The 25859-nt window shown below is 70.4% G+C and carries 25 protein-coding genes; 11 read left to right on the top strand and 14 right to left on the bottom strand.

Going from position 1 to position 25859, the window contains the following annotated elements:
* The first annotated feature begins 13 nt into the window (after window positions 1-13).
* Window positions 14-775 carry a dioxygenase family protein gene (locus V1227_RS25860; RefSeq protein ID WP_329788059.1) on the top strand — a complete coding sequence of 254 codons (762 nt, stop codon included), beginning with the start codon at window positions 14-16 and terminating at the stop codon, window positions 773-775.
* A gap of 20 nt (window positions 776-795) precedes the next feature.
* Window positions 796-1239: a zinc-binding dehydrogenase gene (locus tag V1227_RS25865; protein ID WP_329788060.1), complete on the top strand. Its 444-nt coding sequence runs from the start codon at window positions 796-798 to the stop codon at window positions 1237-1239.
* A gap of 51 nt (window positions 1240-1290) precedes the next feature.
* Here the strand turns inward: V1227_RS25865 and V1227_RS25870 are convergent, their stop codons facing one another.
* Window positions 1291-2277: a S1 family peptidase gene (locus tag V1227_RS25870; RefSeq protein WP_329788061.1), complete on the bottom strand. Its 987-nt coding sequence runs from the start codon at window positions 2275-2277 to the stop codon at window positions 1291-1293.
* Window positions 2278-3154: 877 nt separating this feature from the next.
* Here V1227_RS25870 and V1227_RS25875 point away from each other — a divergent pair.
* Entirely contained in the window at window positions 3155-4084 is a 930-nt protein-coding gene (locus V1227_RS25875) for a threonine ammonia-lyase (RefSeq protein WP_329788062.1), read from the top strand.
* On the top strand, window positions 4081-4986 hold the full coding sequence (locus V1227_RS25880; RefSeq protein ID WP_329788063.1) for a threonine ammonia-lyase: 906 nt from the start codon (window positions 4081-4083) through the stop codon (window positions 4984-4986). Before V1227_RS25875 ends, V1227_RS25880 begins: the two co-directional genes overlap by 4 nt.
* Here the strand turns inward: V1227_RS25880 and V1227_RS25885 are convergent.
* Both V1227_RS25885 and V1227_RS25890 read right to left on the bottom strand, forming a co-directional pair.
* On the bottom strand, window positions 4960-6420 hold the full coding sequence (locus tag V1227_RS25885) for an MFS transporter (protein WP_329788064.1): 1461 nt from the start codon (window positions 6418-6420) through the stop codon (window positions 4960-4962). The two genes, V1227_RS25880 and V1227_RS25885, sit on opposite strands and share 27 nt — an antisense overlap.
* Window positions 6417-7172, bottom strand: coding sequence for a GntR family transcriptional regulator (locus tag V1227_RS25890; protein WP_090097755.1), 756 nt, complete (start codon window positions 7170-7172; stop codon window positions 6417-6419). Before V1227_RS25890 ends, V1227_RS25885 begins: the two co-directional genes overlap by 4 nt.
* 224 nt (window positions 7173-7396) lie before the next feature.
* Here V1227_RS25890 and V1227_RS25895 point away from each other — a divergent pair, with 224 nt between their 5' ends.
* The 5 genes from V1227_RS25895 to V1227_RS25915 are packed head-to-tail and all read left to right on the top strand — an operon-like array spanning window position 7397 to window position 12960.
* Complete coding sequence (locus V1227_RS25895; RefSeq protein ID WP_236220670.1) at window positions 7397-8671, top strand: sugar ABC transporter substrate-binding protein; 1275 nt, start codon at window positions 7397-7399, stop codon at window positions 8669-8671.
* Between the two features lie 10 nt (window positions 8672-8681).
* Complete coding sequence (locus V1227_RS25900; RefSeq protein WP_329788065.1) at window positions 8682-9680, top strand: carbohydrate ABC transporter permease; 999 nt, start codon at window positions 8682-8684, stop codon at window positions 9678-9680.
* Window positions 9680-10498, top strand: coding sequence for a carbohydrate ABC transporter permease (locus V1227_RS25905; RefSeq protein WP_329788066.1), 819 nt, complete (start codon window positions 9680-9682; stop codon window positions 10496-10498). The genes V1227_RS25900 and V1227_RS25905 overlap by 1 nt, the downstream gene beginning before the upstream one ends.
* Before the next feature lie 3 nt (window positions 10499-10501).
* Window positions 10502-11920, top strand: coding sequence for a glycoside hydrolase family 3 protein (locus tag V1227_RS25910; protein WP_329788067.1), 1419 nt, complete (start codon window positions 10502-10504; stop codon window positions 11918-11920).
* Window positions 11917-12960: an SIS domain-containing protein gene (locus V1227_RS25915; protein ID WP_329788068.1), complete on the top strand. Its 1044-nt coding sequence runs from the start codon at window positions 11917-11919 to the stop codon at window positions 12958-12960. Before V1227_RS25910 ends, V1227_RS25915 begins: the two co-directional genes overlap by 4 nt.
* A gap of 54 nt (window positions 12961-13014) precedes the next feature.
* On the opposite strand, the gene V1227_RS25920 is transcribed toward V1227_RS25915, so the two are convergent.
* Both V1227_RS25920 and nagA read right to left on the bottom strand, forming a co-directional pair.
* Entirely contained in the window at window positions 13015-14064 is a 1050-nt protein-coding gene (locus V1227_RS25920) for a serine hydrolase domain-containing protein (protein ID WP_329788069.1), read from the bottom strand.
* Window positions 14065-14318: 254 nt separating this feature from the next.
* A complete protein-coding gene (nagA, locus tag V1227_RS25925; RefSeq protein ID WP_329788070.1) occupies window positions 14319-15518 on the bottom strand; it encodes an N-acetylglucosamine-6-phosphate deacetylase in 1200 nt (399 codons plus the stop codon).
* Window positions 15519-15708: 190 nt separating this feature from the next.
* On the opposite strand from nagA, the gene V1227_RS25930 reads away from it, so the two are divergent.
* Window positions 15709-16383: a FadR/GntR family transcriptional regulator gene (locus V1227_RS25930; RefSeq protein WP_329788071.1), complete on the top strand. Its 675-nt coding sequence runs from the start codon at window positions 15709-15711 to the stop codon at window positions 16381-16383.
* On the opposite strand, the gene V1227_RS25935 is transcribed toward V1227_RS25930, so the two are convergent.
* Entirely contained in the window at window positions 16369-17247 is an 879-nt protein-coding gene (locus V1227_RS25935; protein ID WP_329788072.1) for a LysR family transcriptional regulator, read from the bottom strand. The two genes, V1227_RS25930 and V1227_RS25935, sit on opposite strands and share 15 nt — an antisense overlap.
* A gap of 71 nt (window positions 17248-17318) precedes the next feature.
* Here V1227_RS25935 and dapA point away from each other — a divergent pair, with 71 nt between their 5' ends.
* On the top strand, window positions 17319-18176 hold the full coding sequence (gene dapA / locus V1227_RS25940) for a 4-hydroxy-tetrahydrodipicolinate synthase (protein ID WP_329788073.1): 858 nt from the start codon (window positions 17319-17321) through the stop codon (window positions 18174-18176).
* On the opposite strand, the gene V1227_RS25945 is transcribed toward dapA, so the two are convergent.
* The 8 genes from V1227_RS25945 to V1227_RS25980 are packed head-to-tail and all read right to left on the bottom strand — an operon-like array spanning window position 18173 to window position 25858.
* Window positions 18173-19003, bottom strand: a complete 831-nt coding sequence (locus tag V1227_RS25945) for an amidohydrolase family protein (protein ID WP_329788074.1) — start codon at window positions 19001-19003, stop codon at window positions 18173-18175. The genes dapA and V1227_RS25945 overlap by 4 nt on opposite strands.
* On the bottom strand, window positions 19000-19956 hold the full coding sequence (locus V1227_RS25950) for an aldo/keto reductase (RefSeq protein WP_329788075.1): 957 nt from the start codon (window positions 19954-19956) through the stop codon (window positions 19000-19002). Before V1227_RS25950 ends, V1227_RS25945 begins: the two co-directional genes overlap by 4 nt.
* Entirely contained in the window at window positions 19953-20264 is a 312-nt protein-coding gene (locus V1227_RS25955) for an L-rhamnose mutarotase (RefSeq protein WP_236220680.1), read from the bottom strand. Before V1227_RS25955 ends, V1227_RS25950 begins: the two co-directional genes overlap by 4 nt.
* Before the next feature lie 4 nt (window positions 20265-20268).
* The gene (locus V1227_RS25960; protein ID WP_329788076.1) at window positions 20269-21282 is read right to left on the bottom strand and encodes an ABC transporter permease; all 1014 of its coding nucleotides are present in this window, start codon (window positions 21280-21282) and stop codon (window positions 20269-20271) included.
* Entirely contained in the window at window positions 21279-22754 is a 1476-nt protein-coding gene (locus V1227_RS25965) for a sugar ABC transporter ATP-binding protein (RefSeq protein ID WP_329788077.1), read from the bottom strand. The genes V1227_RS25960 and V1227_RS25965 overlap by 4 nt, the downstream gene beginning before the upstream one ends.
* Window positions 22754-23788, bottom strand: a complete 1035-nt coding sequence (locus V1227_RS25970; RefSeq protein ID WP_329788078.1) for a sugar ABC transporter substrate-binding protein — start codon at window positions 23786-23788, stop codon at window positions 22754-22756. Before V1227_RS25970 ends, V1227_RS25965 begins: the two co-directional genes overlap by 1 nt.
* A gap of 14 nt (window positions 23789-23802) precedes the next feature.
* Window positions 23803-24555, bottom strand: coding sequence for an SDR family NAD(P)-dependent oxidoreductase (locus V1227_RS25975; RefSeq protein ID WP_329788079.1), 753 nt, complete (start codon window positions 24553-24555; stop codon window positions 23803-23805).
* On the bottom strand, window positions 24548-25858 hold the full coding sequence (locus tag V1227_RS25980; protein ID WP_329788080.1) for an enolase C-terminal domain-like protein: 1311 nt from the start codon (window positions 25856-25858) through the stop codon (window positions 24548-24550). Before V1227_RS25980 ends, V1227_RS25975 begins: the two co-directional genes overlap by 8 nt.
* Window position 25859: the final 1 nt, after the last annotated feature.

Genomic DNA, 25859 nt, shown 5'->3' on the forward strand with positions numbered 1-25859 from the left:
TACGCTCGAAGACGTGAGCGCACCAGTGCTGTACCTGAGCCACGGGGCACCCCCGCTGGCCGATGACGAGACGTGGACCGGAGAGCTCCGTGCCTGGTCCGCCACCCTCCCGCGCCCGGAGGCCGTGCTCATGGTCTCCGCGCACTGGGAGGAGGCGCCGACGACCATCGGCGCGACCACGACCGTGCCGCTGGTCTACGACTTCTGGGGCTTCCCCCGGCGCTACTACGAGGTGACCTACGAGGCGCCGGGCGCGCCGGAGCTCGCCGAGGACGTCCGCAAGCTGCTCGGCGGCCACGTCGAGCAGGACGAGGAACGCGGTCTCGACCACGGCGCCTACGTGCCGTTGAAGGAGATGTTCCCGGACGCCGACGTGCCGGTGCTGCAGATGTCGATGCCCACGCTCGACCCGCGCGAGCTGCACGAGATCGGCCGGAAGCTCGCGCCGTTGCGGGACCGGAACGTCCTCATCGTCGGCAGCGGCTTCATGACGCACAACCTCAGCTGCGTGAACTTCCCGGCCGGACCGGACTACGAGCCGCCGTCGTGGTCGAAGGAGTTCGACGACTGGGCGCACCGGCAGCTCGCGAACGGCGACGTGGACGCGTTGCTCGACTTCCAGGTGAAGGCACCCGCCGCCGGGATCGCGCACCCGCGGACCGAGCACTTCGCACCGCTCTTCGTGGCGCTGGGCGCTGCGAGCGACGAGAAGGCGCGCACCAGCGTCGAGGGCTTCTGGTACGGCCTGTCGAAGCGGTCGGTGCAGTTCAGCTAGCCGCACCCTCCAGGAACAGGGTGGCGAGCCTCCGCGCGATGGCGGGCGTCCCGTTGCGGACGCCCCCACCGGCCATCAGCACGAGCACCACGTCGTCGACCGAGAAGTCGGCCCGCAGCCGCCCGGTCGCCTACGGCGAGGGCCTGGCCGACCGGGTCGGGCGGGTGGACGCGGTCCTGCACTGCGCGGGAACGGTGGCCGACCTGGTGGCGATCGCGGGCTCACCGGACCGCGTCGTGACGATCATCGACCTCTCCGGCGATCACGGCGTCCGGCTGACCCACGCGGCGGGCGGTCCCGACGCCGACCCCCAGGCGCTGCACGGCCTCGCCGTCGCCGCGGACCTCGCCGAGCGGGGTGCCTTCACCGTGCCGTTCGCCGAGGTCTTCCCGCTCTCGCGCGCCGCCGACGCGCACCGGCTGAGCGAGACGGGCCACGCCCACGGCAAGATCGTGCTGGTCTGAGAACGCGAAAGCGCCGCGACACCGGGGTGCCGCGGCGCTTCGCACCGATTTCTAGCCCCGCGTGAGGGTGAGGCCCCAGCGCGACAGGATCGGGTTGAGCGGCTGGAAGTAGGTCGTGCCGCCGGACGAGCAGTTGCCCGAACCACCGGACGTCACGCCCTGGGCCTGGCCGAAGCCCGAGCCCGCCACCCACGAACCACCGGAGTCACCCGGCTCCGCGCAGGCGTTGGTGCGGGTCAGGCCGCGCACGGTGCCCTGCGGGTAGTTCACGGTCTGGTTGTAGGCCTGGACGGTGCCGCAGCGCCATCCGGTCGTCGAACCCGAACGGCAGATCTGCGCGCCGATCGCCGCCACGGTGGAGCCGCGGACGATCACGTTCGTGCCGTTGTAGCGGTTGACCCACGGGCGCGGGGTCCAGTTCGCGTTGGTGCGGACCCAGGCCATGTCGCTGCCGGGGAACACCGAGCCGGCGAACGAGCCGGCCGCGACGCGGTTGTAGCCGGAGACGGAGGTGCCCGTCGTGCCGCAGTGGCCCGCGGTCACGAAGCCGCCGGTCACGGAGAAGCCGAGCGAGCAACGGCCGCCGCTGCCCATGTAGATGGCGTCACCACCACGCAGGTCGTAGAGCGTCGTGGGGCTCTCGGCGACCTCCTCGACCTTGACGGTCGAGCCGATGGACTTCGCGGTGGCGATGAAGCTCTCCGCCGCGGCGTCGCGGGTGTTCTTGTTGACCTCGACCACGACGGAGTTCGACTTCTCGTCGACGCGCCAGCTCGTGATCGACTTGGGGGCGTTCATGACGTCGAGGACCGACTTGGTCCCGTTGAGCTGGGTGAGCGAGTTCTTCACCACCGTGGTGTCCGCGCCGGTCACGGAGAGTCCGGGCTTGGTCACCGCGACGGTCAGTCTGCCGCTCGCCTGGTCGATCCACGCTCCACCGAACGCGTCGCCGAGAGACGCCTTGGCGGCCTCCGCGATTTCGCTCGACTTCTGGTCAGAGGCCAACCGGACGCGGGCCTGGTCAGCGTTCAGGCCCAAATCACGTTCGACCGCTTGGAGCAATTCGGCCGGGTAGCTCTCCGTATCGGAACCGGTTGGGGCGACCGGTGCAGCAGGGGCGCCAAACGCCGGTACGCTGAGAGCAGTCACGACTCCGGTGGCGAGCAACACGGCACCGGTAACACGGGCCGCACGTGTGCGGTTCATCAAGCGTCTCCCTCACTTTCGGGTGCAGGGGAACCCGAGAGATCGGTTGCAGGGACCTCTCTCGGGGGCTCTAGGGGGACGGGTGGTGGGGCGGCGGCAGGGGTCGCCCCACCCCTCCCATCCCTTGGTGCCTCTCGAACCCGGTGCGGCAGCCGGGTCCTCCACGGCGGGCGCCGGGCTCAAGCGGACGTGCCACGAGCCTCATTGCGCCTCCTCCCGGTCTCTTTCGGACCGAATCCTTCGCCCGTTCGAGTGAAGTTGGGGATCGCTTGTCTATGACGCCCCGCCTCGAACGTGAACGAAGTGTGTCACAGCTCACGACAGATCAACTGCGGTGCGTATACGTTGACAGTTAACTATCGCTCAAAGTAGTGACGTGATCACCGAATGGGGTCAGTAGTGGCCCACGGCGTCATCGTGCTCCCGGAGGCTGACCGGACGTGCTCGGAGGCGTCGTCTCGGTGCGGGTGCTCGTGGACGGTGCACGGGTGTCGGCCGTGGACGGTGCCGGTGACGAGGTGGACGCCCGTGGCGGTGAGGACGGCCATCACGAAGACGAGCAGACGCCGGCGGCTGTTGCCTGCCAACGCTTTTCGCGTTCCATCGACCCCGGTGGAACACAGCGCCCACAGTGCCTGTGAACCACGACAGACGTAGGACGTTGGGCACAGTTCACCGGTTGCGGCCGGGCGACGTGCATCATCAACCCATGCGCCTGGTGACTCTCGAAGACGTTCGGACGGCCGCCGCAGCGATCGCCCGGCACGTCGTCCACACGCCGCTGCTGCCGTTCGACTCCGGCTTGTGGATCAAGCCCGAGTGCCTGCAGCCGATCGGCGCCTTCAAGCAACGCGGCGCGGTGAACGCCTTGTCCCGCATACCTTCCGAGAACCGGGCGCGCGGTGTCGTGGCGTACTCGAGCGGTAACCACGCGCAAGCGGTCGCCTACGCCGCCAAGACCCTCGGCATGCCGGCCGCGATCGTCGTGCCGGAGAACACGCCGCAGCTCAAGATCGACGCGACCCGCGCGCACGGCGCCGAGGTGTTCGTCGTCGGCATCACCGAACGCGAGTCGCGTGCCGCCGAGCTCGTCGAGGAGCGCGGGGCCACGCTGATCCCGCCGTTCGACCACCCGGACGTGATCGCCGGCCAGGGCACCGTCGGCCTGGAGATCGTCAATGATCTTCCCGACGTGGCAACGGTTCTGGTGCCGGTGAGCGGTGGCGGGCTGATCGCCGGCGTCGCGACCGCGGTCAAGGCGCTGCGCCCGGACGTCCGCGTGATCGGCGTCGAGCCCGAGCTGGCCGGAGACGCCTCCGCCTCGTTCGCCGCGGGAGAGCGCGTGCACTGGGACGCGCACGACCGCGCCCGCACCATCGCGGACGGCCTGCGCGCCGAGCCCTCGGAGCTCACCTGGGCCCACATCAGCGAGTACGTCGACGACTTCGTCACCGTCTCGGAGGACGAGATCCGCGACGCCGTGAACCAGATCGCCCGCCGCACGCGGGTCGTGTCCGAGCCGAGCGGCGCCGTGCCCGTGGCCGCGTACCTGAACCGGAAGCTGCCCGCCGGCCCGGCCGTCGCGGTGGTGTCCGGCGGCAACATCGAACCCCGGCTGCTCGCCTCGATCCTCGGATGATCGCGCTCCCGGACGTCCTCTCGGCGGCGGCGGTGATCGCACCGCACGTGGTGCGCACACCGCTGCTGCCGTTCGGTCCTGGGTGGGTCAAGCCGGAGAACCTGCAGCCGATCGGGGCCTTCAAGCTCCGGGGCGCGCTGAACGCGTTGGCGCGCCTGGAGAACCGTGCGAACGGCGTGGTCGCGTACTCCAGCGGCAACCACGCCCAGGCCGTGGCGTTCGCGGCCCGGCTGCACGGCGTCCCGGCCGCGATCGTGATGCCGGACAACACCCCGGCGGTCAAGGTCGAGGCCACGAAGGCGCTGGGTGCCGAGGTCTTCATCGTCGGCATCACCGAACGCGTCGAGCGCGCCGAGGCCCTGGTCGCCGAACGCGGCGCGGCGCTGATCCCTCCGTTCGACCACCCCGACGTCATCGCCGGTCAGGGCACCATCGGCCTGGAGGTCCTCGAGGACCTGCCGGACGTCGAGGCCGTCGTGGTGCCGATGTCCGGCGGCGGGCTGATCTCGGGCGTGGCGACGGCGGTCAAGGCGCTGCGCCCGGACGTCCGCGTGATCGGCGCGGAACCCGCCCTGGCCGCCGACATCGCCGAGTCGCTCGCCGCGGGCGAGCTGGTGCGCTGGGACCCGTTGCGGCGCGCCCGGACGGCCGCCGACGCCCTCAGGGACGAGCCGTCGGCGCTCACCTGGGCCCACATCAGCAGGTACGTGGACGACGTGGTCACGGTGTCGGAGGACGAGATCATGGCGTCGGTGGTGGACCTGGCGCGGCGGGCGCGGCTGGTCGCCGAGCCCAGCGGTGCGGTCGCCGTGGCCGCGCAGGCCAAGCTCGGTGGCGGTGTCGCCGTCGTGTCCGGCGGCAACGTGGACCCGCGGCTACTGGCGCGCCTTCTCCCCGCCTGACCGGATGTGCGTGGGAGGGCCCTCCACCCCGCAGTGCAGGCACTCACCGGGGTGCGGGGCCTCGTGCTGCTCCGGCGCCGCGTCCAGCACCCGGTTGTCGACGCCGATGGCCAGCACGCCGCCGATGATCGCGGCCACCGCGCACAGCACGAGCGCCATCTCCCAGCCGGCGGTCATGACCTCGGGGTTCGCGTAGTCCTCGCCCACCAGGCCGACCGCCGCCGGCAGCACGGCCATCGCGAGGAGACTGCCGGTGCGCGCGACGGCGTTGTTCACCCCGGACGCGACGCCCGCGTGGTGATCAGGTGCCGAGGCCAGCACGGTCGCCGTCACCGGGGCGACCACGACGGCGAGCCCGATGCCGAACACCAGCACGCCGGGCAGCACGCCGAAGACGTACGAGGCACCCGGAACGGCGTTGCGCAGCAGCAGCATGCCCAGGCCGACCAGCACCGGGCCGACGACGAGCTGCAGCCGCGGGCCGTGGCGTTGCGCGAGGCGGCCGGACGTCGAGGACGCCAGCAGCATGATGACCGTGATCGGCACGCTGGCGAGCCCCGAGGCCGTCGGCGAGTACCCGAGCGAGATCTGCAGCTGGAGCACCAGCAGCACCATCACGCCGCCGAGAGCCGCGTAGACGAGGAACGTGAGGACGTTCGAGACCAGGAACGTCCGGTTCCGGAAGAGCTCGGGCGGCACGAGCGGATCCGCGGACCTCTTCTGGACCACCCCGAACGCGATCACCGCGACCGCTCCGGGAACCGCGAGGACGTACGACTGCTCGACGAGACCGCCCGTGAGCAGAGCCAGTCCCACCGCTCCGACCAGCGCGGACACGTAGCCGGGGTGCCCGGCCGAATCATCCTTGGACTCCGGCACGAACCGCAGCGCGAGGAACACGCACAGCGCGGCGACCGGGAGGTTCACCAGGAACGCGAGGCGCCACGACCACGCCTGCACCAGCAGGCCGCCGACCAGCGGCCCGATCGCCGTGGCGACGCCGGAAAGCCCGGACCACGCGCCGATGGCCCGCGACCGGTCCTCCCGGTTGAACGACGACTGCAGGATCGCCAGGGCCCCCGGCGTGAGCAACGCGGCACCGACGCCCTGCAGCACGCGCGCGGCCACGAGCACCGGCACGTTCCACGCGGCACCGCACAGCAGCGAGGCGACGCCGAACCACACCACGCCGACCACGTAGACCCGGCGCCGGCCGAACCGGTCGCCGAGGGACCCGGCGACCAGGATCAGCGAGGCCAGTGCCAGCAGGTACCCGTTCAGGATCCACTGCAGGTCGGTGACCGACGCGGAGAGCTCCGCGCCGATCCTGGGCAGCGCCACGTTGACGATCGTGCCGTCGAGCATGGCCATGCCCGAGCCGAGGATCGTCGTCGTCAGCACCCAGCGGGCACGCGGTGTGCCCCAGGCGATCAAGACGGCCGGTTCAGCGTGGCGACGAACTTGTAGCGGTCACCGCGGTAGACCGAGCGCACCCATTCGATCGGGTTGCCCTCGGTGTCGAACGAGTGCCGCGACAGCAGCAGCATCGGCAGGCCGATGTCGGCGCCGAGCAGCTCCGCCTCCTCCGGCGAGGCCAGCGCGGTCTCGATCGTCTCCTCGGCGTGGCCCATCTCGACGCCGAACCGCTCGGACAGCACCTGGTACAGCGAGGCGCCGGGCGCCAGGTACCGGCGCAGCCCGCGGAAGCGGCCGAGCGCGAGGTGGGTCGTCTCGATGGCCATCGGCTCGTTGTCGGCGAGCCGCAGGCGGTGCAGGCGCAGCACCTTGGCACCGGGACGCACGCCGAGCAGCCGCGCGAGCTCCGCCTCGGCGGGCATCTCGGAGGCCTCGATGAGTTGGGACGACGGCACGCGGCCCTGGGCGCGCATGTCCTCTGTGTACGAAGACAGCTGCAACCTCTGGGCGACCTTCGGTTCGGCCGCGAAGGTGCCCTTGCCCTGCACCCGGAGCAGTCGCCCTTCGACCGTCAGCTCGGCGAGCGCCTGGCGAACGGTCGTCCTGGAGACGTCGAACTCCGCGGCCAGCGACCGTTCCGTGGGGATCGGCGAACCGGGCGGCAGAGCCCTCAACAGGTCGAGCAGGTGCCGCTTGAGACCCCAGTACTTGGGTTCGCGTTGTGCACGCGTCCTGGCGTCCACGCCTGATGCAGGCGTCGTCTCCAGCATGGCCTCCTCCTCGCACTCCACGTCACGCATCCACAAGGATGCCTTGTCCGTGTCGATTCGTGCGTCCGAACCCCCGACATCTCCCGCGAAATTGGTCGGAGGACTTCGCAACGTCTTGGCAACGCGCTTGACAGACGCGGTGACGCAGCACACGCTGTTCCGCATTGGTCTACACCACTTGGACGTTCCGGCCGAGGGCCGGGCTCGGTGAAAGGGCGCGAACTGTGAAGGGCTGGAGAGGACTCGCTGCTGGTGCCGCCGCACTGGCAGTGGCCGTGTCGGGATGTGGCACGAGCACGAACAGCGGTGGCGGCGCGGAGACCAAAGAGATCACCGTGTGGCTCATGGACGGCTCCGCGCCGACGACCCTGACCGACGCCTTGAACAAGGAGTTCGAGTCGGCGAACGGCATCAAGGTCAAGTACGAGGTCCAGAAGTGGACCGGCATCCAGGAGAAGCTGACCACCGCGCTGGCCAGCAGCACGCCGCCGGACGTCATCGAGCTCGGCAACACCCAGATCGCGGGCTTCGCCGACCAGGGCACGCTGGCCGACCTGACGGCGGACGCCGGTCAGTTCAACAGCGGTGAGTGGCTCGGCGGTCTCAAGGACTCGCTGACGCTGAACGGCAAGCAGTTCGGCGTGCCGTTCTACGCCGCGAACCGCACCGTCATCTACCGCACGGACCTGTTCCAGGCGGCCGGCATCACCACGCCGCCCACCTCCCGTGCCGAGTGGATCGACGCGATCAACAAGCTCAAGACCGCGAACGCGTCCAACCCGGACTTCCAGGCCCTGTACCTGCCGGGTCAGTCCTGGTACTTCCTGCTCTCGCTGATCTGGGACGAGGGCGGCGACATCGCCAAGCAGGACGCCGGCAAGTGGACGGGCACGCTCGACTCGGCTCAGTCCAAGGCGGGCTTCGAGGCCTACAAGGCGCTCTACGACGCGTCGGCCACCAAGAAGGCCCCGGCCGACACCGACGAGGCGAAGCCGCAGCAGTACGAGGTCTTCCAGACCGGCAACGTCGGCATGATGATCGGTCTCCCGTGGGAGCTCGGCAGCGCCGTCAAGGACAAGCCGGAGCTCAAGGAGAAGACCGCGGCGTTCCCGATCCCGTCCAAGAAGGCCGGCTCGACCGCCCCCGTGTTCCTCGGCGGCTCGAACCTCGCCATCCCGACGGCCAGCAAGAACGCCGAAGCCGCGAAGAAGTGGCTCGCGCTGCTGTCGTCCAAGAAGTACCAGGACATGCTCGCCGAGGGCGGCGCGGTTCCCGGCACCTCGAAGGACACCTCGAAGCTCGAGACCAACGCGGTCGGCAAGGCGCTCGCCGCCTCCGCCCCGAACGGCAAGGTCACGCCGAGCTCGCCGAAGTGGGGTGCCGTCGAGGCGGGTCAGAACCCGCTGAAGGACGCGCTCACCGCGTACCTCTCCGGCGCGAAGCCGCTGGACCAGGCGACGAAGGACGCGAGCGACGCCATCACCAAGGCCTTGGGCTAGCCCGGCTGAGATGACGGCCGTCAAGACGACCGAAACGGCAGCGCCGGCAGGGGACATCCCTCCGGCGCTGCCGCCTGCCGTGACGGGTGGGGCGCGCAAGCGCCGCCGCCGGGGCAGCGCCTTCGACAGGTCGCTGCCCTACCTGCTGCTGGCTCCCGCACTCATCGCGATCCTCTGGCTGATCGGCTGGCCGGTCATCTCGGTGTTCGTGACGAGCTTCCGCCAGCTCAACCTCGGGGAACTGGTCCGCGGCGAGATCGTGTGGACCGGTTTCGACAACTACGCGACGGTGCTGCAGGACGAGCGCTTCTGGGACGTCTCGCTGCGCACCCTCGTGTTCACCCTCTCCGTCGTCGTGGCGTCGGTGGGCATGGGCCTCGGGATCGCGCTGCTGATGCGCGTGCTCACGCCGTGGGTGCGAGTCGCGCTGCAGATCGCGATGCTCTGCGCCTGGGCCATGCCGATCCTGGCGTCCACCACGGTCTACCAGTGGATGTTCGACCAGAACTACGGCATCTTGAACAAGACGCTGGTGCGGCTGGGCTTCGACTCGTTCGCCGGCTACTCGTGGTTCTCCTCCGGCACCTCGACGCTGTCCGTCGTCGGGCTGCTGATCGTGTGGCAGGCGATCCCCTTCCTCGCCTTCTCGCTCTACGCCGGTCTCGTCGGCATCCCGCGCGACCTCTACGAGGCCGCGGGCATCGACGGCGCGACGGGCTGGCAGACGTTCCGCGCGGTGACGTGGCCGGAGATCAAGTCGCTGCTGATGATGGTGACGTTCCTGTCGACGCTGTGGGACTTCAAGGTCTTCGCGCAGATCTGGGTGTTCCGCGAGGGCGGTCCCAGCGGTGAGAGCACGACGCTGCCGGTGCTGCAGTACCTGGAGGGCATCGCGAAGAGCCACTTCGGCGTCGCGGCCGCGATCTCCGTGCTGATGATGGTCATCCTCGGGCTGATCACGTTCCAGTACCTGCGCAAGCTGCTGCAGACCGAGGAGGGCAAGATCTGATGCTCAAGAAGTCTGCGGCGAACGTCGTGGGCCTCGCGCTCGCGCTGTTCTTCCTCTTCCCGACGTACTGGATGATCACGTCGGCGCTCAAGCCCAAGGGAACGACGATCACGTCGGACTACGACCTGGTCCCGTTCTCGGTGACGCTCACGAACTTCGTGACGGCGTGGACGAAGCCCGGCTTCCTGTCCTCGCTCGGCAACAGCCTCCTCGTGACGCTGACCGCGGTGCTCGCCGCGATCATCGTCGGCATCACGGCGGCGGTCGCCATGTCGCGCTTCGCCTTCCGCGGCCGCAAGAGCTTCGTGCTGCTGATGCTGGTCGCGCAGATGGCGCCGTTCGAGGCGTTGCTGATCCCGATGTTCCTGATGATGCGGGACCTGCAGCTCTACGAACACCTCTCGTCGCTGGTCCTCGTGTACTTCGCGGTGACGCTGCCGTTCTGCGCGTGGACGTTGCGCGGGTTCGTCAACGGCATCCCGATCGAGCTCGAGGAAGCCGCGATGGTCGACGGCTGCGGCCGCTGGGGCGCGTTCCGGAAGGTGACCCTGCCGCTGCTGGGACCGGGCCTCGTCGCGACGTCGGTGTTCGCGTTCATCACGGCGTGGAACGAGTTCCTGTTCGCCAAGGTGCTGATCCGCAGCCAGGACAGCGAGACGCTGCCGGTGTGGCTGTCCGGGTTCCAGACCGCCTTCGGCACGGACTGGGGTGGCGCGATGGCCGCCTCGGCGCTGTTCACCGTGCCCGCGCTGGTGTTCTTCCTGATCGTGCAACGCAAGATGGTCGCCGGCGTCACCGCCGGTGCGGTGAAGGGATGACACGTGGATCAGTTGGCCGCTGCCGTTCTGCTGCCCGGTTTTCACGGAACGACCGCCCCCGACTGGTTGCTGCGGCGCGTCGCTGACGGACTCGGCGGCGTTGTGCTCTTCGGGCGCAACGTCGTCGACGACGCCCAGGTGACCGCGCTGTGCACCGAACTGCGCTCGGTGCGCCCGGACGTGGTGATCGGCATCGACGAGGAGGGCGGCGACGTCACGCGCCTCGACGCGGGCCGCGGCTCCGAGGTTCCCGGCAACCACGCCCTGGGCCAGGCGAACGACCTCGACCTCACCCGCTCGGTGGCCGCGTCGATCGGCGCACGCCTCGCGAAGTGCGGCATCTCGCTGAACCTCGCCCCGTCCGCCGACCTCGTGCTGACGCTGGACGACCCGATCATCGGCGTCCGCGCGTTCGGCTCGGACCCGGTGCTCGCCGCGCGGCACGTCGCCGCGTGGGTCGAGGGGCTGCAAACGGTGGGCGTCGCCGCCTGCGCCAAGCACTTCCCCGGTCACGGCGCGTCCACGGAGGACTCGCACGAGCAGCTCCCGGTGCTCCCGCGCACCGAGGAACAGCTGCGCGCCGTCGAGCTGGTGCCGTTCCAGGCGGCGGTGAACGCGGGCGTCCGGTCGATCATGACCGGCCACCTCGTCGTCCCCGAGTGGGGCACGCAGCCGGTGACGCTGAACAAGCACGCGATCGACCTGCTCCGCACCGAACTGGGCTTCACCGGCGCGGTGATCACCGACGGCCTGGACATGAAGGCCGTCGGCGGCGACCTCGCCCACGGCGCCGTCCGGGCGCTGTCCGCCGGCGTGGACGCGCTCTGCCTCGGCGGCATCGCCCTCGACGACCAGGACCTCCAGTGGCTGATCGACTCGATCGTCGCCGCGGTGAAGTCCGGCGAGCTGTCCGAGGAACGCCTGGCCCAGGCCGCCAAGCGCTCGCTGGCGCTCGGCCTGCCCCCGTCCACGGTCGACGCCCACGACGCTGAGATCGGTCTCACGGCCGCTCGACGCGCTGTCGAGGTGCGCGGCCGGGTTAGTGTCGGAAGCGACCCGGTCGTCGTCGACCTGGTCGTGGACCCGTCGATCGCGGTCGGTGACGTCCCGTGGGGCCTCGGCCCGTACCTGCGGGAGGTCCTCCCGGGCACCGAGGTGATCGCGGCCCGCGACATCTCCGCCGACGAGGTCGCGAAGGCGGCGGGAACCCGCACGATCGTGGTCGTGACGCGGGACGCCCACCGGCACACGGCCGCTCGACAACTGGTAACAAACTTAACTAATCTGCAGCTGGACGTGGTGCACGTCGAAACCGGCGTCCCTGGTCCAGACCTGGGCAGCGCCGCCCGCATCGACACCCACGGCGGTTCTCGGGTGAGCCTCCGAGCCGCGGCCGAGCTGATCCTGAAAGGCACGACATGACCACGCCCCAGCCAGGCCGGCACATGGCAGCGGAGATCGCCGAACAGCCGTCGATCTTCTCGGCCCTGCACTCCGCGCGCTCGGCCATCGCCGAGGTGGCCGCGGTGATCCGCGAACGCGCCCCGCGCTTCGTCCTCTTCGCCGCCCGGGGCTCCAGCGACCACGCGGCGATCTACGCGAAGTACCTGACCGAGATCCTGCTCCAGCTCCCGGCAGGCCTGGTCTCCGCCTCGACGACCACCCTCTACGGCGCCGAGCCCGACCTGCGCGACGTGCTGCTCGTGACGGTCTCGCAGTCCGGTGGCTCGCCCGACCTGCTGGAGGTCACCGCCTCCTACCGCAGGCGTGGAGCGCTGACCGTGGCCGTGACGAACACCCCGAACTCCCCGCTGAACGCGGCCGCCGAGCTCTCGGTCGACGTGTCCGCGGGCGTCGAGCACGCGGTCGCCGCCACGAAGACGTACTCGGCGACGCTGCTCGCCCTGTACCTGCTGATCGACGCGGTGCGAGGCGGCAACGGCGAGGCGGCGGCCCCGCTCGGCGACCTGGCCCGGGTGACGCTGGACCAGTCCGCTCCGACGGTCGACGAGGCCGTCCGCCGCTACCGGTTCGTGGACCGGGTCCTCACCACGGGCCGCGGCTACTCCTACGCCACGGCCCTGGAAGCCTCCCTGAAGCTCGCCGAGACCTCCTACCTGGCGGCACGCGCGTACAGCGGGGCGGACCTGCTGCACGGCCCGGTCGCCGCCGTCGACGGCGAGACCGCGGTCCTCGCGATCACGTCGCTGGGCAAGGGCGGCGACTCGCTGCGCGACGCCCTCGACGTGGTGCACCAGCGCGGCGCGGACGTGGTGGCGGTCGGCTCGGCCTCGGAGAAGGTCGGCGCGACGCTGGCGATCGGCATCCCGGAGACGGCCGAGGAGGTGGCGCCGGTGCTGGAGATCCTCCCCGTGCAGCGCCTGGCGTACGGCCTCGCGCTGGCGCGCGGCGGTGACCCGGACAGCCCGCGGGGCCTGAACAAGGTCACCCGCACGCTCTGAGCAGCACGGCGGAAGAGCCCGCCCGGTTCCCCCGGGCGGGCTCTTCGCTCGCGCTCAGCCGAACACTTCCCCGACGAGGTTCTTCGTCACCGCCTGGAACGCCTCCGCCAGCGACAAATCGGCGTCGTCGACGTAGTTGAGCGCGGCTGTCAGGGTCTTGCACCCGTCGGCGGTGGCGTACATCAACGCGCCGTGGCCGATCGCGCCACCGTTGTGCGAGATCACCCTGCCGCTGCCCGTTTCCTGCACGAACACGCCCAGTCCGTACGGGACCTTCGAGTGCGGCTGGAGCATCTCGGCGAGCAGCGGAGCCGGCAGGAGCTCACCGCGTACGACCGCCCTGATGAACGTGCCGAGGTCCGCGGTCGTCGAGATCATGTCGCCACCGCTCGAGATCCAGGACGGGTCGATCCCGGTGACGTCCACCGTCTTCTCCTCGCCGGCGTCGACGTACCGGTAGTAGGCGTGCGCGTGCGGCTCGGCGATCGCGCGGCCGGTCGGCACCGAGGTGTCCGCGAGACCGAGCGGTCCGAGGACAAGCTTGCGCATCACCTCGTCGATCGGCCGGCCGGTGACCCGTTCGAGAAGCAGCCGGGCGACCACGTAGTTGGTGTTCGCGTAGCTCCAGTCCGCGCCGGGCTCGAACCGCACGGGCTTGGACAGCGCGAACCGCACCAGGTCCTCCGGCCGGTGCACCTGGAACCGGCTCTCCACGAACTCCTTGCCCTGCCAAAGGATTCCCGGCGCGACCGTGCCGTCCTCGTAGTACTCGCCGGTGTGGTTGAACAGCCCGCTGGTGTGCTGGAGCAGCATCCGCACGGTGATCCGGCGGTCGAGGCCGAACCCGGGCAGGTGGTCGTCCACCGCGCCGTCCAGCTCCACCAGGCCGTCCGCCACGAGCCGCAGCACCGCGACCGCGACGAACGTCTTGGTGTTGCTGCCGATCCGGACGTGCCCGTTCGGCGGCGGTTCCGCGTTCCCGTCGACCTCACTCAGCCCGGCTCTCCAGCTCCGGTCACCGGTGTCGTCGTGCAGCCGGAGCTCCACACCGGTGAAACCGGCGTCGACCATCTCGTCGGCGATCTTCTGCATCTGCTCCGTCATCGTCGTGCTCCTGCGGCTTGGTGTTTCTGACAGCCGAAACGCTACGTTGCGTTTTCAGGTCGAGCCAACAGCTTCGTTGCAGAGCTTTACGATATTCGCAGTTCAATCCGCTGAAATCGTTGCAGCCGAGTTGACATCTAACGCAACGATCGCCCCGCAGATCGTTGCAATGAACTGAAAATGAACGCCCTGAGCACGACGAAGGGCGCCTCCCCCGTCCTGCACGGGGAAGGCGCCCTTCGTCGTTCGGAGCTCTACTGGCCCGCGGTGGCGTACCCGGCCACGACCGGGGCGACCGGCACCTCGGCGTCGAACACCACCTCACCGTCGACCCAGACCTTCCTGGGCCGCAGGTCGTCGTCCCACCACACGAGGTCGGCGACGGCACCCGGCGCGAGGCGGCCGAGACCGGACTCGCCGATGACCTCGGCGGGCACGATCGTCGCCGAAGCCAGGGCGTCGGCGACCGGAACGCCCACGGACACGATGTTCCGCACGGCGCGGTCGAGCGTGAGCGCGGAACCCGCGATCGTGCCCTCCGGCGAGCGGGGCACGCCGTCCTCGGTGAGCAGCACGTCCGCACCACCGAGGTGGTAGCGGCCGGGCGGCATCCCCGCGGCGGCGACGGCATCGGTGACCAGCGCGACTCGCGCTCCGGCGGCGTTGAACACGAGACGGCACACGTCGGGGCCGACGTGGGCGAGGTCCGCGATCAGGCCGAGGGTGAAGCGCTCGTCGACCAGAGCCACGCCGGGCACACCGGGTTCGCGGTGCCCCAACGGCCTCTGGGCGTTGAACAGGTGCGTCACCATGCGGGCACCCGCGTCCGCCGCGGCGCGCGTCTGCTCACCGGTGGCGTCGGAGTGCCCCACCGCGACGAGCACACCGGCCTCGACGAGCCGGCGAACCGCCTCGAAGCCGCCGGGCTGCTCCGGGGCCATCGTCACCATCCGCAGCGCGCGGCGGATCAGATCGTCGTCGAGCAGGGCCGAGATCTGGTCGGGACCAGGCTCCACCATGAACGACGGGTCGTGCACCCCTGCCCGTTTGGGTGACAGGAAGGGGCCTTCGAGGTGCACGCCCAACGGCCGGGCGCCCACTCCGTCCGGCAACGCGGCGGATGCGGCGAGTACTGCACGGGCCTGCCTGAGGACCACGTCGACCGGTGCGGTGATCAACGTGGGCAGGAACCGGGTCACACCGGTGGACGGCAAGGCCTGCGCCACGGCACGCATGCCGGCGGCGTCCACCTCGGCGAAGTCGACGCCCACGGCGCCGTTCACCTGCACGTCGACCAGGCCCGGTGTCAGCAGGCCGTCGGACAGGACCTCCGCGCCGGGTGGTGCTTCACCGGTGGTCACCTCGACGATGCGGCCGTCCCTGATCCGCACCGAGGCAGGACCGACGATCGTGCGACCGAGCAATGCGCGCGGTGCTGCGACAACGGCGTCCAAGATCCCTCCTTGAATGGTCCAGACCATTATGGCGACAACAGGGGTTCCCGTCACGTGTCGTTAAGAGATAACCATCCCACACCGCAATTCGTGAATGAAGTCCGAAACGCCGGGGGTGCCACGAAGACGACCTTGCGTGGCGCATACTGGTCGCCAGACATCCGAGGTCTACGACGAGTTGAGGGTGCCCGTGGCAGTCACCGACGATGCGATCCTGCGCGTCAAGGAGATGATTGTTTCGGGCGAGCTCAAGCCCGGCGACCGCCTCCCGCGAGAGGCTGACCTGGCAGAACGCCTCGGGCTGTCCCGCAACTCACTGCGCGAGGCCGTGAAGGCACTTTCACTCGTCCGTGTGCTCGACGTCCGCCAGGGCGACGGCACGTACGTCTCATCGCTCAGGGCCGACGACCTGCTCGGTGCTCTGTCGTTCGTCCTCGACCTCCACCGCGGCGAGGACTCGGTGCTCGAAGTCCTCCAGGTCCGGCGCATCCTGGAGCCCGCGGCGGCCGCGATGGCCGCCCAAAGGGTGGAACCGGACGAGATCGTCAAGCTCCGCGCGCTCTGCGACGCCGCCGAGAGCGCCAAGTCCGTGGAGGAACTGGTCGAGCACGACCTCGAGTTCCACCGCGCCATCGCCCAGTGCTCCGGCAACGCCTACCTCGCCCAGCTCCTCGACACGCTGGCGGGCCCGACGGTCCGCGTCCGCATCTGGCGCGGCATCACCCAGTCCAACGCCGTCGACCGCACCGTCGCCGAGCACCGCGCCATCGTCGACGCGCTGGCCGCCCACCAGCCCGAGCTCGCCCGCAGCTGGTCCACGGTGCACGTGGCGGGCGTCGAGCAGTGGCTCTCAGACCTGGCGTAGCTGCTCCAGCACGGCCCGCACGGCGGGCTGCCCGTCGGCCCGGTTCCGCACGACGGCGGACACCGTCCGGAACACCTGCTGCTTCAGCGGCCGCAACGCCACGCCGGGCCGCCGTGCCACCGAAGGCACCAGCGCCACCCCGAGCCCGGCCTCGACGAGCCCGCACATGACGCCGAAGTCGTCGCAGTAGGCCTGCGCCCGCGGCACGAACCCGGCGGCGCCGCAGGCCCGCTGGGTCAGCTCGTGGCACGAGGCGTCGGTGCGCGGCATGATCCACGGCCGGTCGGCCAGGACACCCAGGTCCACGGAGTCCTGCTGCACCAGCGGATCGCTCAACGGCAGCGCCACGTTGACCGGTTCCACGAACAGCTCGTGCGACTCGCAGGACGGCGGCAGGTCGCGCGGCATGATGTTGTACGAGTGGACGACGGCGATGTCGACGTCCCCGCGCCGCAGCGCGGGCAGCGACGCCTCCGGCTCCATCTCGTGCACGAAGAGGTCCACATCGGACCCGTGCTCGGACCGCAGCACCTGGATCACGCGCGGGAGCAGGGCGGCCACCGACACGAACGCCCCGATGCGCACCACACCGGAGACCGACGTCCGCAGCGAGGCCAGGTCCGCCTCGGCGGCCGCCAGCTGGTCCAGGACGAGCTGCGTGTGCGCGGCGAGCACGTGGCCGGCACGGGTCAGCACCAGCCGCCGCCCGTCCCGTTCGACCAGCGCCACCCCGGCTTCCCGCTCCAGGGCTGCCAGCTGCTGGGACACCGCGGGGGACGTCACGTGCAGGGCCTCCGCGGCGGCCGTGACCGTCCCGTGGACCGACAACGCGTGGAGCAGTCGCAGCCTTCGCACGTCCAACACAAAGCTCAGCTTAACGTTCCGAGCAGAACTTCTAACTGGAACTTCGCGAAAACTGGAGCCACGCTGGAGTCATGTTCGGACGAGTGCTGGTAGCGATGGTCACCCCGTTCACCCCCGACGGTGACCTGGACCTCAAGGGTGCGCAGGAGCTGGCGGCGCACCTCGTCGACAAGGGCGGCGCGGACGGGCTGGTCGTCAACGGCACGACCGGTGAGGCGCCCACGACCACCGACGCCGAGAAGGCGCAGGTCGTCAAGGCCGTGAAGGAGGCCGTCGGCGACCGCACGCAGGTCCTCGCGGGCGTCGGCACCAACTCCACGCGCCACACGGTCGAGCTCGCCCGCCAGGCCGAGGACAACGGCGCCGACGGCCTGCTGGTCGTGACGCCGTACTACAGCAAGCCCACGCAGGAGGGCGTCGAGAACCACTTCAGGCAGGTGGCGAACGCGTCCGGCCTCCCGGCGCTGCTCTACGACATCCCCGGCCGCACGGGCACCGCGATCGACACCGAGACGCTGCTCCGGCTCGCCGAGCACCCGCGGATCGTCGGCGTGAAGGACTGCAAGGTCGACCTGCTCGCGACCGCCCGCGTGATCGCCGAGACCGGCCTCGACTACTACTCCGGCAACGACGAGCTGATCCTGCCGCTCTACTCGATCGGCGGCGTCGGCACGGTCAGCACCGTCGGCCACGTCGTCGGCAACGAGATCAAGGCGATGCTCGACGCCTACGACGAGGGCGACAACAAGGAAGCCCTGCGCCGCCACCAGGCGCTGCTGCCGGTGATCACCGCGATCATGACCCGCGAGCCCGGCGCCGTCGCCGTCAAGGCGGCGCTCACCCTGCTCGGCCTGCCGTCCGGCCCGGTCCGCGAACCGCTGGCCGGCGCCACGCCGCAGCTGATCAACGAGCTGAAGGCCCTCTTCTAGAGGGAGTACACCCGGCGAGCAGTGCCCGAGAAGATCGCGTCCTGCTCGTCGACGGACAGCTCCGACACCAGTTCCCGCGCAGCACCGAGCCACTCGTCGTAGGTGGCGGCCAGCAGGCACACGGGCCAGTCGGAGCCGAACATCAGCCTGTCCGGTCCGAACGCGTCGAGCACGACCTCGAAGTGCGGTCGCAGGTCGGCGACGGTCCACGACCTCCAGTCCGCCTCGGTGACCAGGCCGGACAGCTTGCACGTCACGTTCTCGTGCGCCGCCAGCGACCGGATCAGCTCGGCCCACTCCCCCGGGTCCGAGCCGATCGCGGGCTTCGAGCAGTGGTCCACGACGAACGGCACGGTGGGCAGCGCCGCCACGGTCCGGCGCGCGGCCGGCAGCTGGTGCGGCAACGTCAGCAGCTCGTAGACCAGCCCGTGCGCCCCGACGTGGCGCAGGCCGTTCCGGACGTCCCCGCGGCACAACCACTCCGGGTCGGGCTCGCTCTGCACCTGGTGCCGGATCCCGCGCAGCCACGAGCCGTCCGGCCCGCCGACCAGCTCCGTCAGGGCGTCACCGACGGCGGGCGAGGTCAGGTCGGTCCACCCCACCACCGCGCCGACGACGTCCGAGGACGCCGCCACCGCCAGGAACTCCGGCGTCTCCTCCGGCACGCACACCGTCTGCACCAGCACGGAGGCGGAGACCTCCGGTGCGGCCGCGAGGAAGTCCGGTTCCAGGAACGACCGCCGGATCGCGCCCATCGGCGGATCGGTGATCCAGTCCTGGTCGCGGGCGGACAGGTCCCACAGGTGGTGGTGAGCGTCGACGATCACGGCGTCGGGACCTCCTCGCCCAGCAGCCCCGACGACTTCAGCTCGTCCCAGAGCCCTGCCGGGATCGACGCCGAGAAGCGGGCGGCGTTCGACGTCATCTGCGCGGCAGTCCGCGCCCCGACCACGACCGACACGACGGCCGGGTGCCCGAGGGCGAACTGGATCGCCACCTCCGGCAGCGCCACCCCGTGCCGGTCGCAGACCGAGGCGATCGCCCTGGCCCGTGCCACCAGTTCGGGCGGTGCGTCCGCGTAGTCGTACTTCGCGTCCGACGGCACGACCGGCTTCGACAGCAGCCCGGAGTTGAAGACACCGCAGGCCACGACCGACACGCCGCGCTCGGCGCACGCGGGTAGGAACGACGGCAGCGCGGGCTGTTCGAGCAGCGTGTACCGCCCGGCCAGCATCACCACGTCGACGTCGGTCTCGCGGACGAACCGCTCCGGCATCTCCCACTGGTTCATGCCGACGCCGATCGCCCGCACGACGCCCTGCGACCGCAGCTCTTCCAAGGCCGGGTACGCCTGCGAGTAGGCCGCGTCCCAGTGCTCGTCGGGGTCGTGGATGTAGACGACCTCCACCCGGTCCGTCCCGAGGCGCTCCAAAGAGGACTCGATGGACCTGCGGACGCCGTCGGCCGAGTAGTCCCGCACGCGGCGGAAGTTCCGCGGCACCGCGAAACCCTCGTCGTCGGAGCCCTCGCCGTCGAACGGCTCCAGCAACCGCCCGACCTTCGTGGAGATCACGTACTCGTCGCGCGGACGACCGGCCAGGGCGACGCCGAGCCGGCGCTCCGACAGCCCGAGCCCGTAGTGCGGCGCGGTGTCGAAGTACCGGACGCCGGATTGCCACGCCGCCTCGACCGCGCCGAAGGCCTCCTCGTCGGAGACCTCGCGGTACAGGTTGCCGATCGGCGCGCCGCCGAAGCCCAGACGGGAAACAGCGATCTTCACGGCAGCTCCCATACGAGTCGCACAGCGGGTTCGGCGCCGGAGTAGTCGTCGGGGACCTCCAGCAGCTCGGCCATCCGAGCCTGCCACGGAACGTTGGCGGGGTGCTCGGCCAAGCGGGCCCTCATCGCTCGGTAGTCGTCCACCTCGACGAGGTGGAACAGGTCGCGCCCGGATCGCCAGATCCGCCACGAGTGCACGCCGGCCTCGCGCAACGCCCCGTCGAGCTCGGCCGGGATCGTCGCGTGGACCCGGTCGTAGTCGGCTTCGCGGCCCTCGCGGAGCCGGGTGTGCAGGGCAACGGTCTCCACGGGCTCACTCCTGCTTCTGACCGGTCGCGAACCGCGTGACGACCAACGCGAGGATGATCACCGCGCCGTACGAGGCCTTGATGTAGAAGCCGGAGACACCCTGCAACCGCAGGATCTGCTCCACGAGCCCCAGCATCAGCACCCCCGACAGCGCGCCGAACAGCGTGCCCTTGCCGCCCTGCAGCGAGATGCCGCCGATCACCGCGGCCGCGAAGACCTGGAAGATCATGCCCTCGCCCTGCGTCGCGGCGACGGACCCGAGCCGCCCGGTCATGAGGATGCCCGCGACCACCGCCAGCACCGAGCCGATGACCAGCACGGTCCACACCACGCGGTCGACCCGGATGCCCGCGGCGCGCGCGGCCTCGGAGTTGCCGCCGATCGCGTACAACGACCGCCCTGCGCGCAGGTACTTCAGCACGAAGATGCCCACGGCGTAGCAGACGACGCAGATCCACACCGCCGCCGGCAGCCCGAGCCAGGTCGCGGAACCCAGGTACAGGAACGACTCCGGCACGGCGATCAGCGACCTGCCCTCGGTGATCGCGAGCTGCAGGCCGCGCAGCATCGTCAGCATGCCCAGCGTCACCATGAACCCGGACAGCCCGACCTTGAGGATCAGGAACCCGTTGAGGCCACCGATCGCCACGCCGATCAGGAGGCACAGCGGCAACGCGAGCCACGCCGCCAGCCCGACGTCCAGCCCACCGGCGGACGCGGGGATGATCAGCGCGACCGCCAGCGCGGGCGCGAGACCGACCGTCGACTCGAGCGACAGGTCCATCTTGCCGACGACGAGGATCATCGCCTGGCCCAGCACCAGCAGCGACAGCTCGCTCTGCTGGGTCAGCACGGCGATCAGGTTCGCGGGCGTCAGGAAGATCGGCGACAGGACCGCCCCGACGACCAGCAGCAGGACGATCACCGGGACCAGGGCGAGGTCCTGGTAGCGCGCCAGCCGGAACTTCTGCTTCCCGGGCGCGGGTGCCGCGACCGGCGGAGTCATGGCCTTGGTCATTCCGAGCTCATCCCTTCGATGGCCGCGATGAGTTCCTGGTCGTGCCAGCCCCGGCCGAACTCCCGCACGACCCGGCCGTGGAACAGCACCAGCACGCGGTCGCAGACCCGCAGGTCGTCGAGCTCGTCGGAGACCACGAGGGCGGCCTTGCCGCGGCGCGCCTGCGCGTCGACGACCCCGAGCAGCGACTCCTTGGACTTCACGTCGACCCCCGCGGTCGGGTTGATCAGGACCAGCACGGACGGGTCGCCGGCGAGAGCGCGCGCCATCACGACCTTCTGCTGGTTGCCGCCGGACAGGTCGGACACCGGCTGGTCGGGCCCGGCGGCCTTGACGTCGTACGACGCGATCGCGGTGCTGCCCGCGGTGCGTTGCGCCGACGGCCACACGAACGCCCCGGCCGTGCTCATGGTCGCGTTCTCCGCGATCGACAGGTCCAGCACGAGCCCCTGGTGGTGCCGATCCCGCGGCACGCAGCCGATCCCGGCCTTCAAGGCCGCCGGAACCTCACCGCCGCGCACCGGCACTCCGTCCACCGAGATCGATCCGGCCGACGGCTTGCGCAGCCCGTAGACCGTCTCGGCGAACTCGTGCTTCCCCGACGACGCGCTGCCCGCGAGCCCGATGACCTCGCCGCGCGTCGCCGTCAGCGAGATGTCCGAGAAGTGGTCGCCACTCAACGACGACACGGTCAGCACCTCCTCCGCCGAGGAAGGCCTGTCGTCCCCGCTCGGCACGGTGAGGCCGCCCACCTCACCGGTCATCGCCTCGATCAGGTCGGGCTTCGACATCTGCGAGACCGGCGCGGTGACGACGTGCCGCGCGTCGCGGTAGACCGTCACCGTCTGGCAGACCTCGTAGACCTCCTGCAGGTGGTGGGAGATGAACAGGAACGTCACCCCCTTGTCCTGCAACGACCTCATCCGGTCGAAGAGCCGCTCGATCGCCGGGCCGTCGAGCTGCGCGGTCGGTTCGTCGAGGATCACGAACCGCGAGCCGATCGACAGCGCCCGTGCGATCTCGACGAGCTGGCGCTGCTCGACGGTCAGCGCGGACACCAGCTCGTCCGGGCGCACCGCCACGTCGTAGGTCTCGAGCAGCTCGCACGCCCGGCGCCGCAGCTTCTTCCAGCTGATCAGACCGCCGCCGAGGTCCTGCCGGTTGATGAACAGGTTCTCGGCGACGGACAGCTCCGGCACGACCGTCGCCTTCTGGTAGACGCAGGCGACGTGCCGGCGCCACGCCGCGCTGTCGGTGACGGGCGGCGCCGGTTCACCGAAGAAGGCGACCTCGCCCGCGTCCGGCGCCCGCATGCCGGTCAGGATCGAGACCAGCGTCGACTTGCCCGCGCCGTTGCGGCCGACGAGTGCGTGCGACTCACCGGCGCGGACCTCGATGCCCACGTCGTCCAGCGCGAGCGTGCGCCCGAACCTCTTCGTGACGCCGCGTGCGACAGCCGCGAACTCGCCCATCAGATCTGGTTTCCCCAGAACGCCTTGTCGTCGACGTTCTCCTTGGTGATCAGCGGCGCGGGCAGCTGGTCCTCCAGGCGTCCGCCGCCGACGTCGACGATCGTGGAGTCGTGGTCGGTCTTGCCGGGCTGGAACGTCTTTCCCTCGACAGCGGCCTTCGCGTAGAAGAGCGCCCACTGCGCGTAGAGGTCGGCCGGCTGCGAGACGGTCGCGTCGATCTCGCCCTTGCGGATGGCTTCGAGCTCCGACGGGATGCCGTCGTTGGAGACGATGAAGATGTGCTTCGGGTCGGTCGGCGGGACGATCAGGTTCTTCTGCCGCAGCACCTGCAGCGTCGGCGTGAGGAACGCGCCGCCGGCCTGCATGTAGATGCCGTTGATGTCCGGGTGCTGGTTGAGCCTGGTCTGCAGGGCGGCGGCCGCCTTGGCACCCTCCCAGTCGGTCGGTTCCTCGAACACCGTGATGCCGGGGTAGTCCTGCTTCATGCACGCCGCGAACGCCTCGGACCGGTCGCGCCCGTTGACCGACGCGAGCGCGCCCTGGAACTCGACGACCTTGCCCTTGCCGCCCAGCTTGTCGCCGAGGAACTTGCAGGCCTTCTCGCCGTACGCCTTGTTGTCCGCGCGCACGACCATGTAGGTCTTGCCCTTGTCCGGACGGGTGTCGACGGTGACGACGGGGATGTCGGCCTTCTCCAGCCGTTCCAGGGTGGACGTGATCGCGCCGGTGTCCTGCGGGGCCATGATGATCGCCTTGGCGCCCTGCGACTGCAGCGACTGGGCGTTGGCGACCAGGTTCTCGACCTTGTTCTGCGAGTTGGTGGGGTTCAGCAGGCCGACCCCGAGGTCCTTCGCCTTCTCCGGGAAGTACTTGATGTAGGAGTTCCAGAAGTCGGTGTCGGCGCGCGGGTGGTCGGCACCGATCGGACCGACGCCTCCGCTGCCGGTCCCGGTGGCACCGCCACCACAGGCGGTCAGGGTGAGGGCACCGGCGAACGCGAGGCACACCGCTGCGGTGAGGTTGCGACGCTTCATCGTTGAGTTGCCTTTCATGACTGCGGGGGACGCAAGCGCAAGCCGTGCATGCCGCCGTCGACGGCGAGGACCGTGCCGGCGGTGGATCCCGAGAGCGGGCTCGCCAGGTAGGCGATGGCTCCCGCGACCTCGTCGGCGGAGACGAGCCGGCCGTGCGGCTGGCGTGCCTCCAACGCGGCTCGTTCGGCGGCCGGGTCCGGCGCCGAGTCGAGCAGGCGGCCCACCCACGGGGTGTCCGCCGTGCCGGGGGCGACCGCGTTGACGCGAATGCCCTCGCGCACGTGGTCGGCGGCCATCGCGAGGGTCAGCGAGTACACCGCGCCCTTGCTGGCCGAGTAGAGGGCGCGGTTCGGCAACCCCGCCCGGGCGGCGATGGAGCAGGTGTTGACGATCGCCGCGGCCGGCGAGCTCCGCAGGTGCGGCAGCGCTGCCCGCGACACCCTGACCGCGCCCATGACGTTGACGTCCAGAACCCTCGACCACTCCTCGTCGGAGTTGGCGAGGACGTCTCCCTGCGCACCGATGCCCGCGTTGTTCACCACGACGTCGAGCCGTCCGAACCGCTCGACGACCTCGCCGACCGCGGCCCGGACGCTCTCGTCGTCCGAGACGTCCGTGCGGATCCCGACGAGCGGGTCCGGCACGTCCGGGTTCAGGTCCAGCGCCGCGACCGTCGCTCCCCTGCTGCTCAGCAGGGTCGCGGTGGCCAGGCCGATGCCGGACGCCCCGCCCGTGACGACGGCGACGAGCCCCTCGAAGTCAGTCATCCCGGCCCTCCAACTCCGTCCACACAGGACCGTCGGGGTAGACGTACTCGACCAGCGTCTCGTCCTTGAGCCGCGCGGAGAACCCGGGTTCGGCGGGCGCGAGGTAGCGGCCCCCCTCGACGACGGCCGGGTCGAGGAAGTGCTCGTGCAGGTGGTCGACCCACTCGATCACGCGCTCGCCGACCTCGCCGGAGATCGCGACGTAGTCGAAGAACGACAGGTGCCTGACCAGCTCGCACAGGCCGACACCGCCGGCGTGCGGGCACACCGGGACGCCGAACTTCTTGGCCAGCAGCAGGATCGCGATGTTCTCGTTCACGCCCGCGACCCGGCACGCGTCGAGCTGCAGCACGTCGATCGCGCCGGCCTGCAGCAGCTGCTTGAACACCACGCGGTTCTGCACGTGCTCGCCGGTCGCGACCCGGATGGGGGCCAGCGCGTCGGCGATCGCGCGGTGGGCCAGCACGTCGTCCGGCGAGGTGGGCTCCTCGATCCAGTACGGGTCGTACGGCGCCAGTTCGCGCATCCAGCGCACCGCCGTGCCGACGTCCCAGCGCTGGTTCGCGTCGACCGCCACGCGGACGTCGTCACCGACGACCTCGCGGGCGAGCTTCATGCGGCGCACGTCGTCGTCGAGGCTGCCGCCGACCTTGAGCTTGATCATGTCGAAGCCGTCCGCGAGCGCCTGCCGCGCGAGGCCCGCGAGCTTCTCGTCGGAGTAGCCGAGCCAGCCCGGTGACGTCGTGTAGGCCGGGTAGCCGTCGCGGGCGATCGCGTCGGCCCGCCCGGCCTTGCCCTCCTCGGCCTCGCGCAGGATCCGCAGCGCCTCCTCCGGCGTCAGGGCGTCGGAGAGGTAGCGGAAGTCGACGAGGCCGACGACCTCCTCGGGTGACATCCGGGCGAGGAAGCGCCAGACCGGCAGCCCGGCGCGGCGGGCCGCGAGGTCCCAGGCCGCGTTGACGACCGCGCCGATCGCCATGTGCGCGACGCCCTTCTCGGGGCCGAGCCAGCGCAGCTGGGAGTCGCCGATGAGCTCGAAGTACAGCTCGCCCAGCGCTGCCGCGGTCTCCGGCACGTCCTTGCCGACGACGTGCGGGGCCAGCGCCCTGATGGCGGCGGCCTGCACGTCGTTGCCGCGGCCGATCGTGAACGCGAGGCCGTACCCCTGCGGGCCCTCGTCGGTCCGCAGCACCACGTACGCGGCGCTGTAGTCCGGGTCGGGGTTCATCGCGTCGGAGCCGTCGAGCTCCCTGGACGTGGGGAACCTGATGTCCAGCACGTCCAGTTCGGTGATCTTGGGCATG

Origin of the sequence: Lentzea sp. DG1S-22 (assembly GCF_036321065.1) — a bacterium.
GTDB lineage: Bacteria > Actinomycetota > Actinomycetes > Mycobacteriales > Pseudonocardiaceae > Lentzea > Lentzea jiangxiensis.